The following is a 16,991-nucleotide window of genomic DNA, read 5'->3' on the forward strand; positions in this document are numbered from 1 at the left end:
GAATATGAAGCGTCACAAAGGGTTTAGAAACCCTGCATGGTCCAAAAAGAGATGTTCAACGTATTACGACTAAAAATACATAAACTCCTCTCTATCCTCTTGATCCTCCTCACATTGCTCTTCATTCATCGTTTCAGCTTTACCAAAAAAACAATCACGAAGCGAGCCAATAGTTCCAGTAATACTCGGTACTATCTTTGACGCTGCTTTAGTACCCCTATTAAAAAGAGACGATAAAGAATCCATTAAAGTATTGGTAGACGCAGCCATTTCTTCTCCCCAAAAAGAGCCGTACATAGTTCCGCACGTATTCGCAGCTAAAAAAGCGATTAAATAGATAGATTTATTCAGTGCCTGCTCATCTCCATATAAGGTATATAAACTCATGAAAATACCGGATACGTTAGAGAGTATTCTGAGTATTTTAAATAGCTGAGCGCTTTCATGTCGATCACTCAATTGCGCTATACATTCGCCCAAGATCAAACCATTAGATAAAAACACATTGCTTTCATTCATGCAATAACGTACTACTAACCCCATAACTAACGAGATGCTATAGGATGTATCTTTGTCCAAGCCCACCCCATCTAAATGAGATAAATAAGAGGAAAGTGCGCTTTCCATACAGCCATTCAAGATCCCTTTACAACAGGCATTGAAATAATGGGACATTGAAAAAGGGGGAAACTGATATAAAGCCGTACAAATTTGATTATCCATAGGTCCTGGTAATATCCCATAATCTTGGTCGCCACAATATTCTGGTATAGTGCAATTATTTAGTGGCGACCGAAGCTCTTCGGTATAGCCCATCACCGAACAACCTAAACCTTGCTCTGCTACCTTTAATCGTTGTTTAATGGTTTCAACCTCATGAATGTGATCTAAACCAAGGGCATGCCCTATTTCATGCACATAAGTTTTCACTTGAAATGGAGTAGCTAACGTACTAGGCAGACAAACTAAAACCTGATTAAAATAGCTCCCAGATATGTCAAAGTAGGTTATTCCACTTGCGCTAATGTCTTTATTAGTGAGATTGTCACAAGCAATTAAAACGATACCCTGCTGGCCAGCATCTAATTGCTCCACGTAATTAAACTTAATATTATTGCCGCAAGCAGTGACCCACAGTGTTAAAATATCCTGCACTTTACTGCGAACCAATTCGTTTAATGACGAAATAGCTGCCTTTGTAAAATCTTGGCGTAAATCTTTTTCTAACAGAGGAGGCATGGATTTTAAATCGAATGTATAATTGATTGTTGTTGCTGAGGAATGAGGCTCTTTTTCCCATTTAGCCAATATAACTTTAGAAAACTCGTCAGCAGTAATTGAACATAATTGTTCCATTTTCTGTTTCATATAAAGACCAAATAACTATTAACTTGTTCGTATTTTATGCTGTTCATATTAAGGTTATATTAACTGCTTATAAACTGTATAAAAAATTATTAAATTTCTTCAAAAACTCGATACAAAAAGAGAAGTGAGAGGAAAAATGAAGCGCAAAATCGGGGTGTACACGAATTCGAGCGCCGTATCGACGAAGCAATTAGAGTTTCCGAAGAGGTCTATTCTATAAACCGTGCGGTTGGTACGATTTGCTCAATCCACTGCTGTACCTCACTGACTCGTGGAAACCATGAAATATCACCATAAGCAGCATTACCACTCCCATCAGAATTAATTCTTGCAATGGACCAACCATTTTTAGTATGAATCCATGCAGGACCACCGCTGTTTCCCGAACCAAGAATTCCGGCAAGTAGAGTGATAGGCATGGTAATACCATGAGCCTCAAGTGGATTAGGTATAGATCCATCTTCTTTGGGCACCCAAATTCCCAAATAATTTCCTGCATCACCAGATCTCTAGTCATTAATCCTGTGCCTGAATTTGGAGATCCCTCGCTTCGTTCGGGATGACATTTTTACCGGGGTTATTGAGACGCTACATTTTGTTCTACTAGCTTAAAACGCTTATTATCCAAGGATAGCATAAAATAAGGATGTGCCCTGGCCAAATTGAACCATTGAAAATCACTATTTTTACCGTAAAATACCGATACTCGTTTCGATTAGCTGAACTATTTTGTTATCAACGCAATTAAAAAATAGCTCAATAGATGGAGAGAACTAATTGGCATATCTAATTAGATGGTCCCCTTTTGCCCCTATAGCGGCTTGGGTACAGCTGTTTCTTATAGGAACATTGCTCTTATTTCCCATAAGTTCTACAGCAAAAAGTGTTTGCTTGGCATTGTCTGTGGGTACTATTTTATTTACGCCCGACTTCTTAAGGGATTTAAAGACCTTGTTGGCCACCTCTTGGTGTAAAGCAGCCTTATTGTTGTTTGGTATTGCAGTTATTTTTTGCTGGTGGAGTCCTGCAACTTTTGCCCAAAAAGCTGTTGGCATTGAAAAATACAGTAAATTACTCTATTTGCCTATTCTTGTCGTTGGGTTTCAAAATGCGACTACAAGACGACTCAGCCTCCATGCTTTTTTGGTAGCTATGATCATTACCTGTGCTCTATCCATCTTCAAATTCCATGGTTATTTGCAATTCTTGACCTTAAATCCAGATAATGTCTTTCGTAATCATATCATGACAGGATTTATGGTTGCTTTTGCTGCCTATATTTCTTTTTTATTCAGCTACCGCAACCAAAAACGAGCACGACTCACTTATGGCTTGCTAGGTCTTATTTTCACCTATCAAACTCTTTTTGTAAGCGGGAGCCGTACTGGCTATGTCATCTATTTATTAATCATGATGATTTTGGTTTTACAGCTATGTACTTGGCGACAAGCAATAGCAGGCATCTTAATCATTGGCACATTATTTTCTGTTAGTTATTTTACAAGTTCCGTCATGAAAACGCGCGTTAATGGTATTGCGCAACAAATTAAAGAATATAAGAATAATCAAAAGGATACTGATTTGGGGCTTCGGTTGCAGTTTCACAATTACGCCCACAAATTATTCAATAAACATCCAATATTAGGAAATGGTACAGCCAGCTTTACTTATTATTTTAATAAAGAAAAACCTATAGCATTCTGGACATGGAATCTGTTAGAACCACATAGTCAATATTGGCTGGTTGCTAGCGAATTTGGTATATTAGGTCTTGGAGCATTACTGTACTTCTTTTTCTGTTGCATTCAAGCAAGCAGAAAATTAAATGAGATGAAATTCCTTGCTTTCGCCATGATAATTCCCTTCATGATAGGAAACTTATCCGATTCTTTGTTGTTTTACTCAGGTTCTGGCTACTTTTTTATTTTCTTCATGGCTCTCTTTCTTGGCGAGGAACTTGAAATTAAGAATGAGAAAAAGTGTGCGAGCATTGATGTTCCTCTATGCAAGCCAGATGTGGATTTAAAAACAGAGCAGTTAATAAGTAGGTCAAGCAACCAATTGCCCGACGTTGTTGTACACTAAAGAGCAATATTTCAACTACTCATAACCACACTCTTCTAGGTATTTTGTCGGCCAATTGGTTGCCCAATGGTGCTACCTTAATAAAAGGAAGAAAAAATCGTAGCCCGTATTAGTGCAGCATAATACGGGAATACCCTAGCTCAGTGCACTGAAATCCCGGATTACGCTGCGCTCATCCAGGCTACAAAAACTTAAGGTAGCGCCATTGGGCAATTGGTTGCCCGACCTATACAAGCTGAGGAAAATATTATTGAAGGTTAGCTGTCATCCTTTGCTTCACCTTCCAATTAGTCTTAGTTAAAGAGCCTAAGTGCCGCGACTTGTAAGGATTAGATTAATCTAATCTAAATCATTACCTGTAAACTTCTCGGCACTGACGCTTCCTTTGCTAGTAATACCCTCTTGCATGAACACTTTTTTGATTGTTAAAAATAAAATTTTTATATCTAACCATAAAGAATGATTATCTACATACCAAACATCCAAATTAAATTTGTCCTGCCACTCTAGAGCATTGCGTCCACTAACTTGAGTTAGGCCTGTAATTCCTGGTTTTAATTCATGGCGTCTTGCTTGTTGTTTATTATAAAGAGGTAAATACTCAGTTAATAAGGGTCTAGGACCCACCAGGCTCATTTCGCCCTTAATCACGTTCCATAACTCAGGAAGCTCATCTAAGCTAGAAGCTCGTAAAAATTTACCTAATCGTGTCATGCGATAAGAATCAGCGATCACATTACCATCGTGATCAGTAATCTCCTGCATGGTTCTAAATTTAATTATTTGAAAAATTTTTCCATGTAGCCCCGGGCGACTCTGGCGGAAAAAAATAGGAGCCCCCAAATTGCAGCGAACCAAAAGCGCTACCAAAAAGAGGATAGGTAACAGAAAAATTAATAAAGTACCTGCAATAAGAATATCAAATATACGTTTAACCAAAGACCTATCCTCTTCTGTAATAGCAATGACAAATGACGAAATAAAAAAGTACCAGCTCTCTGATCAAAGAACCAAACGGACAATAATATCATATGATGTCAATCTATTCATGACAATCTATTCTAGATTTCTTAAAAATTAACCAGATAAAGTATAAAAATTCTTTACAATTACCTACCTTTTATGAGGTAATTGCGTCTCTCATTATCCTGCCCATTTTGTTGTAGATATTATGGATAATTATAAAATACCAAAACTAAAAATTTGCTATATCCTTTCCACCACCGAAGGTGGAACTTGGGCTTTTGAACAGTTGCGCGATTTACGCAATCATTATGGTTATGATGTTTCTGTAGTTTTAAGCGGAGACACTGGTACCTTAGTTGATAAATTTAAATCCGAATCCATCCCGGTTCATGCCGCTGATTTTGATTTTATGCGCCCATCAGATCTCTTTCGTTTACCTATTAAAATTTTGAACTTAATAAAGTTTCTACGCAAAAATCGATTTGATGTAACACAAACCCATCTATTCCCTTCCATGGTCATAGGCCGTCTTGCTAGTTGGGTTGCCGATGTACCGATACGTCTGTCGATGATTGCAGGCCCCTTTCACTTAGAGGCAGAAACGCCACGATGGATAGATAAAGCAACAGCCAAGATGGATACAGCTATCTTGCCTTCGTGCGAGTATTCTCGTCAGCTTTATCTTAAAATGGGAATACCTGAACAGCGCCTGGCGGTGGTTTACTATGGCCCAGACGAGCGCTTTTTCGATGCAAGTACAACCCTTCCTGCCGGTCTACGCCAAGAATTTGGTTGGTCTGAGGATACGCCATTAATTGGCATGATTGCTTATTTTTATCCTAAATTAGGTGCAAACCGTTGGACCCCTCCAGCACTTCATGGAAAAGCAATTAAAGGCCATGAAGATTTAATTCGAGCGGCCCCCATTGTGCTTCGAGAGTTTCCTAACGCCAAATTTCTTTTAGTTGGAAGTGGTTGGGGAGAGCAAGGAGTAGAGCTTATGCATTCCATGCAATCATTAGTGAAAGAACTAGGGTTGCAAGAGAGTGTTATTTTTACCGGGCATAGAACAGATGTACCGAGAATTTATAGAGATCTCGATGTGTCAGTCCAAGCCTCGTTAAATGAAAACTTAGGGGGCACTATTGAAGCCCTTTTAATGGAGTGTCCCACAGTAGTCACTCGCGTCGGCGGATTAGTAGATACAGTACTGGATGGCAAAACAGGCATACAGGTTAATCCAGCTGATTCGGTTGATCTAGCCCAAGGTATCTTACGTCTCTTACGTGATCCTGCCTCGGCACAATCATTAGGCAAGGCAGGACGAGCCAGAATGCTCGAATATTTTACACTTAAATCGACAGTGAAAGAACTCGATAAACTGTATCAAAGTCTTTATGCATCTCATAACAAAGGTTATAGAGTCTCTCTGTCTTCCATTCGTCTCCTTCTAGGAGGTCTATTCGGCTTTTTTATTACATTAAGATTTTTCTTTTTAGACATTTGGTTACTTCCTCGCTTGCATCCAGAAAATGTATCTTTTCCAAAGAAACTACTTTATACGCTCTATTCCTTTATAGGACGTTTGTTAATTAAAGTTGTATGGCGTCCATGGAAAAGGTAATTCAGTTTTTACTACAAAGCCTTATTCCCAAAGGCGCCAACCAAGCAATTATGAATAATGCTACATTAGAGCCCTGTTCTGGATTGCTTCACTGCGTTGGTAATGACGATAGAACTGAAGATAATGGCATTAAATTATCGTAAGGATATAGATGGAATCAGAGCCATTGCTGTTTTAGCAGTGGTTCTTTTTCATGCATTTCCCAAAGCCATCCCCGGTGGCTTTATTGGAGTCGATGTCTTTTTTGTTCTTTCGGGATTTTTAATTTCGACAATCATTTTTCAACAAATAGCTGAAAAACAGTTTCGCTGGACTACTTTCTACATTAAAAGAATTAATCGACTATTCCCAGCATTAATTATTATTTTATTATGTGCGTTACTTGGTGGGTATTTCTTATTATTTGCAGATGAATATCAAAACTTAAGTAAACATATTTTAGGAAGCACTTTCTTTCTCAATAATTTTTTACTTTGGAAAGAAGCCGGATATTTTGATGTTACTAATGAGTTCAAACCATTATTACATTTATGGTCATTAGGAATTGAAGAGCAGTTTTATCTCATATGGCCGCTGTTTATCTTGCTGCTCTGGAATAAAAAACTTAATCCCATGATGGCGATTATTTTAATTGTTTTTTTCTCTTTTTTAATCAATCTCTTAGGTGCCCCACATCATGGTGTTGCTGCATTTTACCTTCCACTCTCTCGTTTTTGGGAATTGGGATTAGGCGGTGCTGTAGCTTATGCCACTTCGTTTTATGCTGTTTTTTTTCAAAAAATAACCGATATTAATAAAAATTATTCTATTCTATTGAATTTATTAAGTCTTTTGAGCCTTGTTTCTTTAGTGTTTGCTGTTTTTTATTTTAAAAGCACCTTTATTTATCCGGGCTGGGCGGCTTTATTACCTACTTTCTGCACCGCAATTTTGCTCTGCACTAAGACCTCTTGGGTCAATCGTAATCTCTTAACTAAATCTTTTTTAACAGGGATAGGTATCATCAGCTATCCTTTATATCTATGGCATTGGGAGTTATTTTCATTTGCACATATTATTCTATCCGGCACACTTCCTCATGCTTTAACACTTATATTACTCATCCTCAGTTTTTGTCTTGCATGGCTAACCTATTTTTTTGTTGAAAAACCCATACGCTTTTCAGTAAAAGGAAAAAAATATGCCACCTTATCAGCCCATATCTCTGCGTTACTCCTATTAGGTTTGGGTGGAACATCCTTTATGATTTATATGAGTAATGGCCTGGAATCAAGAGTACTAGCCCAAACGCAAAAAAAATTAAATGCAGATATAGTTCATTTTGAACGTTATAAAACTGCAACATATCCCTGCGAGATCACTAATAAGGAAGCCAAAAGCTTAGATTGGTGTATACAAACGCGTGAAGGTGTTCCCAATAAAGTGATCTGGGGTGATAGCCATGCGGATCATCTTTTACCAGGTTTTTTACGCCATGACCCTAAAAATAATTGGCTGTTGCTGGGACAATCCTCTTGCCCTCCACTAATGGGAACTCTAGGCTTTTGGATTGGATTTAAAGACACTTGTGCCAAAACAAATGAAATAGTATTAGAAACCATTTTGACCACGCCCTCCATTGATACCGTTGTCCTTGCATCACTAGGCCCTTTTTACATTAGCGATCAAGGCTACGCAATGCAGCATTTAAAACAATATTCTCCGGCAAAATTCATATTACAATCAAAAATTAATCCTGAAAATAAAGATAAAGAGACCACCTTTTATGAAGGACTTGAGCTTACTATAAATAAATTACGCGCAGCAGGAAAAAAGGTGGTTCTATTTCAGGATATACCTGAAATTCCATTTATGCCTGAACGTTGCTTACACCGCCCATTAGCTCCGCGCAGCCCTTGTTATATTAATAAAAAAGAAGTCATAGAAAGGCAAAAAAATTACAAAGCATTATTAACCAAATTAAAAGAAAAATACCCAGATATCCTCGTTTTTAATAGCATTGATGTAATCTGTCCTCAGCAAAGCTGCCCACTTCTCCATAAGCATCATTTAGTTTATAGGGATAGCCATCATCTGAGTATTGCTGGCAGCCAGTTTATTGGTAAACACTTCATGGACTGGATAAAACAGCAAGCTTCTTAGTAAAATCTCAATGTGACGCCAATCATCGTGAGTTCCTTTTATCTTATCCAAAGAAGAAATACGCCCCCCTATCTAGCGAATTTATACCCGATTACTGTACAAAAATATAATTTCTTCGCCATCTTTCTTGCAAAACTCTTGCAAGTAGAGCAATACCCTTGATAAAGTACGCTTCTTTTATTTTCTCAATCTCATTATATAGAGAGCTTTTATTTTGAACACACGGACTATCCAGGAAGAGATTAAAGCAATTTTCTTAGATTGGCCTATATGGTTTATGTTAGGAACACAAGATATCAAATTAAGATATAGATGTTCCTCTATTGGCCCTTTCTGGCTGACTATTAATATGGCAGTTACTATCTTCTGCATGAGTTTTTTATACGGCCACTTATTTAGAATAAATACTATAGAATACCTCCCCTATTTAACTTCAGGTATTATTGGCTGGACTTTTATCTCCTCGTTGATTCTAGAAGGAAGTAATGCTTTTATTGAAGCTGAAAGCTATATAAAAAACCAAGATTTATTCACTTCTTTATTCATGATGCGTTTATTCTTACGGAATGTAATTATATTTGCGCATAATTTAATTGTATTTATCCCCATCATGTTTTTATGTCATATAGGCCTGAGTTGGAATATTTTATTGCTGCTACCCGCGTTAGTTATCATTGGGGTTAATGCAATTGTTTGGGGAACCTTACTCTCTATGATGACGACTCGATATAGGGATTTCAGTCAAATAACAAACAGTTTAATGCAAATTGTCTTTTTTTTAACACCAATTATTTGGACACCCGCTTTGTTACCCGAACGATTTCAATGGATAACTGTGTATAACCCTTTTAATCAATTTCTTAATTTAATTAGAGATCCTTTACTCAATCATGCTTTTAATGGGCAAACGCTTATGATGGTTCTTTTAACTTCCGTTATAGGCTTTTCGCTCTACAACTATTTTCTGAATCAATATAAAAGCCGTATCGTGTTTTGGTTATAATGGAGTTTCAATGTCTTCAATAGAATTAAGAAATGTATCCTTAGATTATCTGATTAAGACAGGATCTAACTCTATCAAAAGATCAGCGGTTCATTTGCTTAATAGATGTTTTAGGACATCAGCTAGTAACCGAACAGATATTAAAAACTCAAGCTATCGAGCTCTTAATAATATTAATCTACAAATTAACAAGGGAGAGCGCATCGGGTTATTAGGAAGAAATGGTGCGGGAAAAAGTACCTTGCTAAGGGTTCTTGCCAAAATTTATAAACCCAATTTAGGTGAAATAGAGATCAATGGAAAAGTATCCAATTTATTTGATGTCAGCTCAGGAATGAATACTGAGTCAACTGGATATGAAAACATTCTTAATTTAGCAATAATGCGCAGAATTTCCAAAAAGAATGCTCTCAATATGATGGAAGATATTGAGACTTTCACTGAACTACGTGAATTTTTAAATAGCCCTGTTAAAACATATTCCACAGGCATGCTATTGAAACTGGCTTTTGCTGTAGCTACATCTATTCCATCAGATATTATTTTGATTGATGAAATCATTGGAACGGGTGATATGCATTTTATGGACAAAGCAACAAAGCGTCTTGAGTCTATGATTGAACAAAGCCATATCTTGGTGTTAGCAAGTCATTCAAACGATATTATTAAGCGTTTTTGTAATAAAGTGATAGTATTGGATCGAGGCCAAATACAATTTTTTGGAGATGTTGACACCGGCATTGATTTTTATACTAAAGAGTCAGAGAAATGAGTTTGAGCGCATTATCCTTTTAATATAAAGTAAAGTTTTTAATATCTTTCAGTTTTACTCCTCCTAAAGCGCATATTATGCACTAAATGAGAAAACACAGGGGGAAGGATTGTAAGTTCCGACTAAAGGTATACTAGCTGTATCAAGGAATAAAATGATAACAATTAAAGATCTATATATTAGAAAAAATTTGAGTATCAAAGAAGCATTGAATAAGCTGGAAAGCACAGCCCAAGGTGTTTTATTTTTGGTCGATGACGAAGAACGTTTACAAAGAACGGTAACCGACGGAGATATCAGAAGACTTTTGCTCAAAGAATGTACCCTTGATTCGGATTTAAGTGCCCTTCCCACGAGCCACTCTAAAACGCTGCCAGAATCTGCAACACTCCAAGATGCTTATCATTTAATGAAGCAGTATGAGCTGGATCACATTCCATTAGTAGATGAACAAGGCAAGCCCGTTCGGTGCATTCATAGAAGAGACTTCCTGTCTAATATTTTACTGTCCTCTCCTCATATGGGAGAACATGAGCAACAATACGTACAAGAAGCCTTCTCCACTAATTGGGTTGCACCTTTAGGTCCTAATGTGGATGCGTTTGAAAAAGAAGTGGCTAGTTATATTGACGCTAAATCAGCAGTGGCACTAAGTTCAGGTACGGCAGCCCTACATCTTGCTCTAATCTTATTGGATGTGAAGGCTGGTGATATCGTTTTTGCATCCAGTTTTACTTTTGTTGCCTCAGCAAATCCAATAATGTATCAAGGGGCTACTCCCGTATTTATCGATTCAGATTTAGAAACATGGAATATGTCTCCCGTTGCTTTAGAGCGCGCTCTAAAGGAAGCAAAGGCAAACAATGCCTTACCTAAAGCGGTAATCATTGTGAATTTATATGGGCAAAGTGCTAATTACGACGCACTGTGCCAAATATGTGAGAGTTATAAAGTCCCTATTATAGAAGATGCGGCAGAATCACTTGGATCTACTTATAACAATAAACATAGTGGAACCTTTGGAAAATTAGGTATTTTTTCATTTAATGGAAATAAGATTATTACCACGTCCGGTGGTGGAATGTTAGTTTCTAACGACGAAGAACTAATAGAAAGGGCTCGCTATTTGGCAACTCAAGCTCGTGAGCCTGTAGCCCATTATGAACACTCTGAAGTGGGTTATAACTATCGTATGAGTAACGTTCTTGCAGGAATAGGTCGGGGGCAATTAAAAGTACTGGAAGAGCGTGTCATCGCCAGAAGAGCTGTTTTTAATCAATACAAGGAAGCATTTAAGTCCCATCAATTTATAGATCTAATGCCTGAAATTTCCAAGGGATATAGTACGCGCTGGTTATCTACTATAGCGATAAATCCGCTATATTCCGATTTACGACCAGAAACAGTGATCAATCATTTAAAAGCATATAATATAGAAGCAAGAAGAACCTGGAAGCCTATGCACAGACAACCTTTATTTGCAAAAGCAGCCTATTATCCTCATGCAAAAAATTTCAGTGTTTCAGATTATTTATTTGATCAAGGTTTATGCTTGCCATCAGGTTCAAATCTCAATGCTCATGATATTGACCGAGTTATTGATTGTTTGAATAGTCTATTCTCCTTAGAACACAGTGAATCTATCCTCACAGAGTTGGTATAGCGTAACAACTGTCTTGAAATACATCCAATAGTAATATAGGTCGGGCAACAAATTGCCCGACACACTAAACGAACGTCACCTCGTAAAATCTGCAGCATTTACACATGGACAGTATTAAGAGTGAGCAGTGCGACATAAGAAATTACACTATTTTTATGTCGTACTTGCGTTAAACTAACATGGGATATTGAAAATAGATGGAGTCGATGCATTATCAGGTGTTTGACTGGAAAACCAACTAGAGAAAAATCCATGATTTTGACGCCCAGATTTTTTTTCTACTTCTTGTCTATGTACTTCTTGAACCCCCTGTTTTAATGCTTCTTTATGTGACTCACAGGTGTCTACATCTCCTTGCCCCTCTAGTTGACTCATAAAATCAGTCAATGCGATAACAATATCATGACCTACTTTATCAAAACGAACGCTAGATTGTGGCACTTTAACATTTGACGTAATGTCTTCTTTAAATTCTGGGGCAGGCATATATTGCTTTAAACCTAAAAGCTGGCAAGGAAAAGCAGTCAGAAATGGAGAGCGAGACATATCAAGATGACTTTTTCTATGCCACGAACGTAATACACTATTAAACTTCTCTATATCCCCCTCATACATCTTATTATAATCAATTCCTTTATTCAGAGGGACATATTTTCCCCAGTGTAATTTAGCCTGAAATGATTTAATTAAATAATCTACCAAATCATCACGAAAAGCGTCAAAACCAACAGCCCCAGGACTAGAAACCACGTCAAAACCACATACAGTGTCTTTATCGCTATGATGTGATCCCGGAGCCAAACTGAATTGATATTTCATATTTTTAATCAACCGAGCATAAGCTCCAAAAGTCACAGGGGCCTCCCCCCTCTCTTTGGCGGCTTGGGTCTCCGTTGCTACCTTTCTAAAGGCGTCGGCCATCTCCTTATTATTTTCACTTACTGGAAACATGGCATCTACATCATTAATATCGTTTGGATACCACTCCTGATAATGATAAACCTCTGGGGCTGGGCCAACGGTCACCTTCTGTTCTGTGCCTATGGCATAACGGGCAACCACATATTTCATATACAACGGAACCAACTGAGGGAAAAGTGCTAGTAGATCCGTAACTCGCAATCCTCCTTCTAATTGAATTTCTAATGCCTGTTGAATACGTCTGGACAATAAATCAAATTCGCTAAAATTACGGTTTTCTTCAGTCAATGGTACTTCTCTATACTCCATTACTTTAACATTTTTAATCTCTCTATTATTTAAATCATTATCTTGAGTAGGCGTATAAAACACACTAAACATAGGATAGCCTTTTCGAGGGATTTCACCGCTTTCTAGTTTTTCCAGAAACTCAGGAAGACTCATTGGTGTCTCGACACACTCTAATTTCATTGCAGGCTTACATTCAAGTTCCATCTCAACTACTATGCCAAAAAGACCTAAATGAGCAGAGGCAATTAAATCAAAATCATCAGGATTTGTAGTTCTGTCAATTTTTTTAAGGGTGCCATCCATTTGTAGAAAAGTAAGGGATTTGATATTGTCAGAATATCCCCCAGAACGTATATCAGTACCGTGCCCTCCTAAAGCCGCTAAACCAAAAGGTGTAACACGGTTTATCAAACTGGCAGGACATTTGGTCTGAAGCCCGTATTTATAATAAAGTATCTCGTCTAGGGCCTTTATCTGAGCACCTGGTTTTATTCTGACTGTCGTGTCATCAACCAATTCTATAGCTTCTAGATCTGGATCCAGATGCATATTAATAATAATGTCAGTTTGAGGAATATCTGGATTATCATCATCATTCAATTTACTCACCCATGGAGTGAGAGAAAAGGAGTTACTGTATTGTTCGCCCTCTTTCCCTCCAGCAGCAACGCGGCAGGTAATTCTATATTGAGGATCTCTGACCTTATTAATGTCATAAATTTTTTTCATTAATGCCTGAGCAGATGCTAAATCATGAACCCTTAGCATCATGACATCTTTAGTAGTAACTGTTTTACAAAAATTACTCCATTGAGTATTAGCCTCATATTTGATACTAAGTTTATTGTGATCAATAAACTCTGTGATCTTCTTTTGCTGTTTTTTGGTAAATGCCATAATGCTGCCCCTATCAAATAATATTTAGTTTTACTCCTGTAACAACTTTTTTTATTAAATCTTTGATACAACACTAACAACTAAACTAATTAAGACGTTATTTATGCTCCTATTACTCTATGACATCATCATTTTTATATTAAACCTCTTGCCATAACCTGTATATTTTGTTTTAGTGCACAGCGTATGCATTTCGAGAAGCAGAGTAAATGAGTCCCGAAGAAACGCTTACAACATGGCAATAACACAAAAGATATAGATTATGCAATGAGTCTATTACAATCATGCCATTCAAATACTACACTGTATTTATTGAATACAGTGAGTTTTTATAAATATCTCTATGTTTCTATCATGCTTATTGGAGTAATTACCAAATGAAAAAATATTTCTTATTTTTATCACTTTGTATCTGTAGCTATAGCACTTTTGCAGCCCAGTTCACGCTTGAAAGCAGTGCCTTTCAGCCCAATACACTAATTCCAGCTCAATATACTTGTAGTGGTGATAATAAATCACCGCCTTTAGCCTGGCATAATGCACCACCAAAAACCAAGTCTTTTGCCTTAGTTGTTGAAGATCCCAATGGCCCAGATGATACTCCAATAACTCATTGGATTTTATTTAATATACCGCCCTCAGAAACACAAATAAATGCAAATGGCCTGCTCCCAAAAGGTGCGGCAGCCGGAAAGAATAGTTGGAACAACATCGATTATCGTGGTCCCTGTCCATCGATTGGCGCCCACTCATATACTTTTAAAATATATGCTTTAGATAATGTATTAGCTTTGAATAATGGCGCCATTAGAGACGATATACTCAATGCAATAACAGGGCACGTGCTTGCTAGTGCTCAATTAACTGGCCTGTATCAAAAAATACCTGCTCAGCCACAGTAAAGTGTTGCAAGAAATATAGCCAATATTTTTGTAGCCGCTCACCGGGCATGATTGAATAAAGAGATTAGCTGACTATCGCATGATGAACGACAAAAATGACAAAAGAACAATAACTAAGAAACAGTGCAATACCCATACGTTTATTTAAATAATGCCCGAATTTTGCACGCCGTCTTTCAGCTAATTTTTTTAAAATAACATGAATAATAATAGTAAAAATTAATAAAATAAACGTGGCAATTTGTATCTTATCGCTTAACGTTAAATAAGAAGTTCTTGGTAATACCTCATAAAGTATGTGTTGATTAGTTACGACAGCAAAAATAGCTCCCAGGAATAAACTAAAACGAATATCACTATCCAGGCGCATAAAAAAGCCTAACAGGCATAAAAGAACACCAACAAATGTGCCAATAAATAAATGAAAAAACAACCAACCACTATTAAGGCGCTTAATTTTAATTGTAATCCGTACTTCGGAATAACCAGAATCCAAGTGCGTAGAAATAGAATCCCCCATGACTTTCCAGTCATCGAGTTTAAGATAGGGATTAATACGACTATGCTCGCGGTCCACTGTATAGAGCAAACGACTAGCATCATAACCATTGTCTTCAAAATTAATGTGTAACTCCTGCGAATCAAATGGAAATTGCCGTAGCTCCCATTCTTGACTCACATTAGCATTAATTTTTGCTTCATAATAGTTAGGTTCTGCATCGTAAATATGATGAGGTTTTATACTATACTCCTTTGCATTAATCACATCTGTTCTGTCATAAGGAACATAAGTAGACGTTAACGGCGTAACATACCACCAAATATAGCCACTAAACTTAAATGATTTTTGGGGCATGCTAATATCATATAAATTGGTAAAGGAAAAACCCATTGCAGCAGTAATAGGAGGTTTTTTGCTTATTCCTTCAGGCGGTAAAGCATTTGCATTACTTGTTATTAATAAGGATACAAAAAATAATAATAGACCGCTTATGAAACTCGTTAAAGAGGATGAAGTGCGAGAAGAGGCGACGCGTGGAACCAGAGTGTACACGCCAGTACATGAGGATTCGAGCACTGGCTCGACGAAGCAATTCGCTCCCGCTGTAACATTTCCGAAGAGGTCTAGTAAAGGGTTACAAGAAAATAGGTGTTGTTCATTACATCGCTCCAATTTCTTGCCCCCCTCCCTATTTATTAGCTAGGCTAATAAACCACCATCTATTCCAACAATTTGTCCTGTAATATAAGGAGCTTCGTCTGAGGCTAAAAATACTATAGTATTAGCCACTTCTTCTGCACTTCCGGCTCGTTTTAAAGGCACCATATCTAAAAAGCCAGCCTTTGCCTCGTCTGTTTGAGTAAAACGCTCAAACATATCAGTCTGAATTGGGCCAGGGGCCACAGCGTTAACCCTAACACGGGCAATAGAGGCTTCAAGTGCTGCGACTTTCGTCAAACCTTCCACGGCATGTTTGCTTGCGCAGTAAATAGCAGCCCCGGGGAATCCTTTTTTACCAGCTACAGAAGAAAGGTTAATAATACTTCCAGATCCTTGTGTCATCATCACCTTCAATTCGTATTTTAAGCAGAGAAAAACTCCTAAGACATTCGTATCAAAGGTTAATTGATAATTATCCAAGTTTTCTTCAAGAATTGGCGACAAGACTCCTTCTGTTCCTGCATTATTCACCGCAACATCCAAACGACCAAAACGACTCACCGTCTGTTCAACCAATGATTGAACCTCTGACTCATGACGCACATCAGCTTGGATAAATGCTACCTCTGAACCTAAAGCGCTTAATTCCTTTGCTAAGGATTCACCAACTTCTTTTCTGCGCCCGGAAATAACAATATTTGCTCCTTTTCGAGCAAAAGCAAACGCAGTTGCTTTGCCAATACCAGCAAGAGCCCCAGTAATAAGCACTACGTGTTTTTTCATTTTTAATTTCCTTTTATTCAATAAACCTCTTGCATCACTAGTAGATTTTTCCTGAATATGAAGATACAAGTGTTTCGAGAGACAATGTTGCAGATAAAGCACAGAAGAAACATTTGCAATGCAACAATCAGAAAAAAGAGCTAGTGATACCTGAGGATCAATACAATCCGTTATCTGCCCACTTAGTATAGTACAAATAAATTTGGATATATATTTGCTCAATAAGATTAATTTTATTTATTTTGTAACCTCTCAATAAATACGGAAAAACCTCATTTCGAACGAAGTGAGAGATCTCCAGACATTAGTACTGTGCCTGGATTTGGACATCCATCACCTCGAATGATACTGCAATAAAAAAATATTTTAATCTAAACTTCGATAGCGTGGTTGCTAGAGAAATCAGCAAGGC

Annotated in this window: 15 protein-coding genes; 9 read left to right on the top strand and 6 right to left on the bottom strand. The window is 37.4% G+C overall.

Annotation, left to right across the window (positions count from 1 at the left end; all coding sequences use genetic code 11):
• Positions 1 to 69: 69 nt before the first annotated feature.
• Together LFA_RS08115 and LFA_RS08120 are read right to left on the bottom strand one after the other, a co-directional pair.
• Positions 70 to 1,368 (bottom strand): zinc metalloprotease, encoded by a 1,299-nt coding sequence (locus LFA_RS08115; RefSeq protein ID WP_157010321.1) that lies wholly within the window; start codon positions 1,366 to 1,368, stop codon positions 70 to 72.
• Between the two features lie 209 nt (positions 1,369 to 1,577).
• The gene (locus tag LFA_RS08120; protein ID WP_197541207.1) at positions 1,578 to 1,841 is read right to left on the bottom strand and encodes a hypothetical protein; all 264 of its coding nucleotides are present in this window, start codon (positions 1,839 to 1,841) and stop codon (positions 1,578 to 1,580) included.
• 304 nt (positions 1,842 to 2,145) lie between these two features.
• On the opposite strand from LFA_RS08120, the gene LFA_RS08125 reads away from it, so the two are divergent.
• Positions 2,146 to 3,453, top strand: coding sequence for an O-antigen ligase family protein (locus LFA_RS08125; RefSeq protein ID WP_052673900.1), 1,308 nt, complete (start codon positions 2,146 to 2,148; stop codon positions 3,451 to 3,453).
• A gap of 339 nt (positions 3,454 to 3,792) precedes the next feature.
• Here the strand turns inward: LFA_RS08125 and LFA_RS08130 are convergent, their stop codons facing one another.
• The gene (locus LFA_RS08130; RefSeq protein WP_045095749.1) at positions 3,793 to 4,392 is read right to left on the bottom strand and encodes a sugar transferase; all 600 of its coding nucleotides are present in this window, start codon (positions 4,390 to 4,392) and stop codon (positions 3,793 to 3,795) included.
• A gap of 232 nt (positions 4,393 to 4,624) precedes the next feature.
• Between LFA_RS08130 and LFA_RS08135 the strand changes: the two genes are divergently transcribed.
• From LFA_RS08135 to LFA_RS08155, 6 genes are all read left to right on the top strand, one after another.
• The gene (locus LFA_RS08135; protein ID WP_052673901.1) at positions 4,625 to 6,043 is read left to right on the top strand and encodes a glycosyltransferase family 4 protein; all 1,419 of its coding nucleotides are present in this window, start codon (positions 4,625 to 4,627) and stop codon (positions 6,041 to 6,043) included.
• Positions 6,031 to 6,186 carry a hypothetical protein gene (locus LFA_RS19825; protein WP_157010322.1) on the top strand — a complete coding sequence of 52 codons (156 nt, stop codon included), beginning with the start codon at positions 6,031 to 6,033 and terminating at the stop codon, positions 6,184 to 6,186. The genes LFA_RS08135 and LFA_RS19825 overlap by 13 nt, the downstream gene beginning before the upstream one ends.
• Positions 6,167 to 8,185: an acyltransferase family protein gene (locus LFA_RS08140; protein WP_052673902.1), complete on the top strand. Its 2,019-nt coding sequence runs from the start codon at positions 6,167 to 6,169 to the stop codon at positions 8,183 to 8,185. Before LFA_RS19825 ends, LFA_RS08140 begins: the two co-directional genes overlap by 20 nt.
• A 214-nt stretch (positions 8,186 to 8,399) precedes the next feature.
• The gene (locus tag LFA_RS08145) at positions 8,400 to 9,188 is read left to right on the top strand and encodes an ABC transporter permease (RefSeq protein ID WP_052673903.1); all 789 of its coding nucleotides are present in this window, start codon (positions 8,400 to 8,402) and stop codon (positions 9,186 to 9,188) included.
• A gap of 10 nt (positions 9,189 to 9,198) precedes the next feature.
• Complete coding sequence (locus tag LFA_RS08150) at positions 9,199 to 9,960, top strand: ABC transporter ATP-binding protein (RefSeq protein WP_045095751.1); 762 nt, start codon at positions 9,199 to 9,201, stop codon at positions 9,958 to 9,960.
• Positions 9,961 to 10,114: 154 nt separating this feature from the next.
• Positions 10,115 to 11,623: an aminotransferase class I/II-fold pyridoxal phosphate-dependent enzyme gene (locus LFA_RS08155; RefSeq protein WP_045095752.1), complete on the top strand. Its 1,509-nt coding sequence runs from the start codon at positions 10,115 to 10,117 to the stop codon at positions 11,621 to 11,623.
• Between the two features lie 174 nt (positions 11,624 to 11,797).
• Here LFA_RS08155 and LFA_RS08160 read toward each other — a convergent pair whose 3' ends face one another.
• Entirely contained in the window at positions 11,798 to 13,732 is a 1,935-nt protein-coding gene (locus tag LFA_RS08160; protein ID WP_045095753.1) for an FAD-binding protein, read from the bottom strand.
• Positions 13,733 to 14,109: 377 nt separating this feature from the next.
• Here LFA_RS08160 and LFA_RS08165 point away from each other — a divergent pair, with 377 nt between their 5' ends.
• Positions 14,110 to 14,634, top strand: a complete 525-nt coding sequence (locus LFA_RS08165) for a YbhB/YbcL family Raf kinase inhibitor-like protein (protein WP_045095754.1) — start codon at positions 14,110 to 14,112, stop codon at positions 14,632 to 14,634.
• Positions 14,635 to 14,698: 64 nt separating this feature from the next.
• Here the strand turns inward: LFA_RS08165 and LFA_RS08170 are convergent, their stop codons facing one another.
• Positions 14,699 to 15,490 (bottom strand): ligand-gated ion channel, encoded by a 792-nt coding sequence (locus LFA_RS08170; RefSeq protein ID WP_157010323.1) that lies wholly within the window; start codon positions 15,488 to 15,490, stop codon positions 14,699 to 14,701.
• Between LFA_RS08170 and LFA_RS08175 the strand changes: the two genes are divergently transcribed.
• Complete coding sequence (locus LFA_RS08175; protein WP_045095756.1) at positions 15,489 to 15,839, top strand: hypothetical protein; 351 nt, start codon at positions 15,489 to 15,491, stop codon at positions 15,837 to 15,839. The genes LFA_RS08170 and LFA_RS08175 overlap by 2 nt on opposite strands.
• Here the strand turns inward: LFA_RS08175 and LFA_RS08180 are convergent.
• Complete coding sequence (locus tag LFA_RS08180; protein WP_045095757.1) at positions 15,836 to 16,579, bottom strand: SDR family NAD(P)-dependent oxidoreductase; 744 nt, start codon at positions 16,577 to 16,579, stop codon at positions 15,836 to 15,838. The genes LFA_RS08175 and LFA_RS08180 overlap by 4 nt on opposite strands.
• Between the last annotated feature and the right edge of the window lie 412 nt (positions 16,580 to 16,991).

The sequence above is a fragment of the Legionella fallonii LLAP-10 genome, from assembly GCF_000953135.1.
Classification (GTDB): Bacteria; Pseudomonadota; Gammaproteobacteria; order Legionellales; family Legionellaceae; genus Legionella; species Legionella fallonii.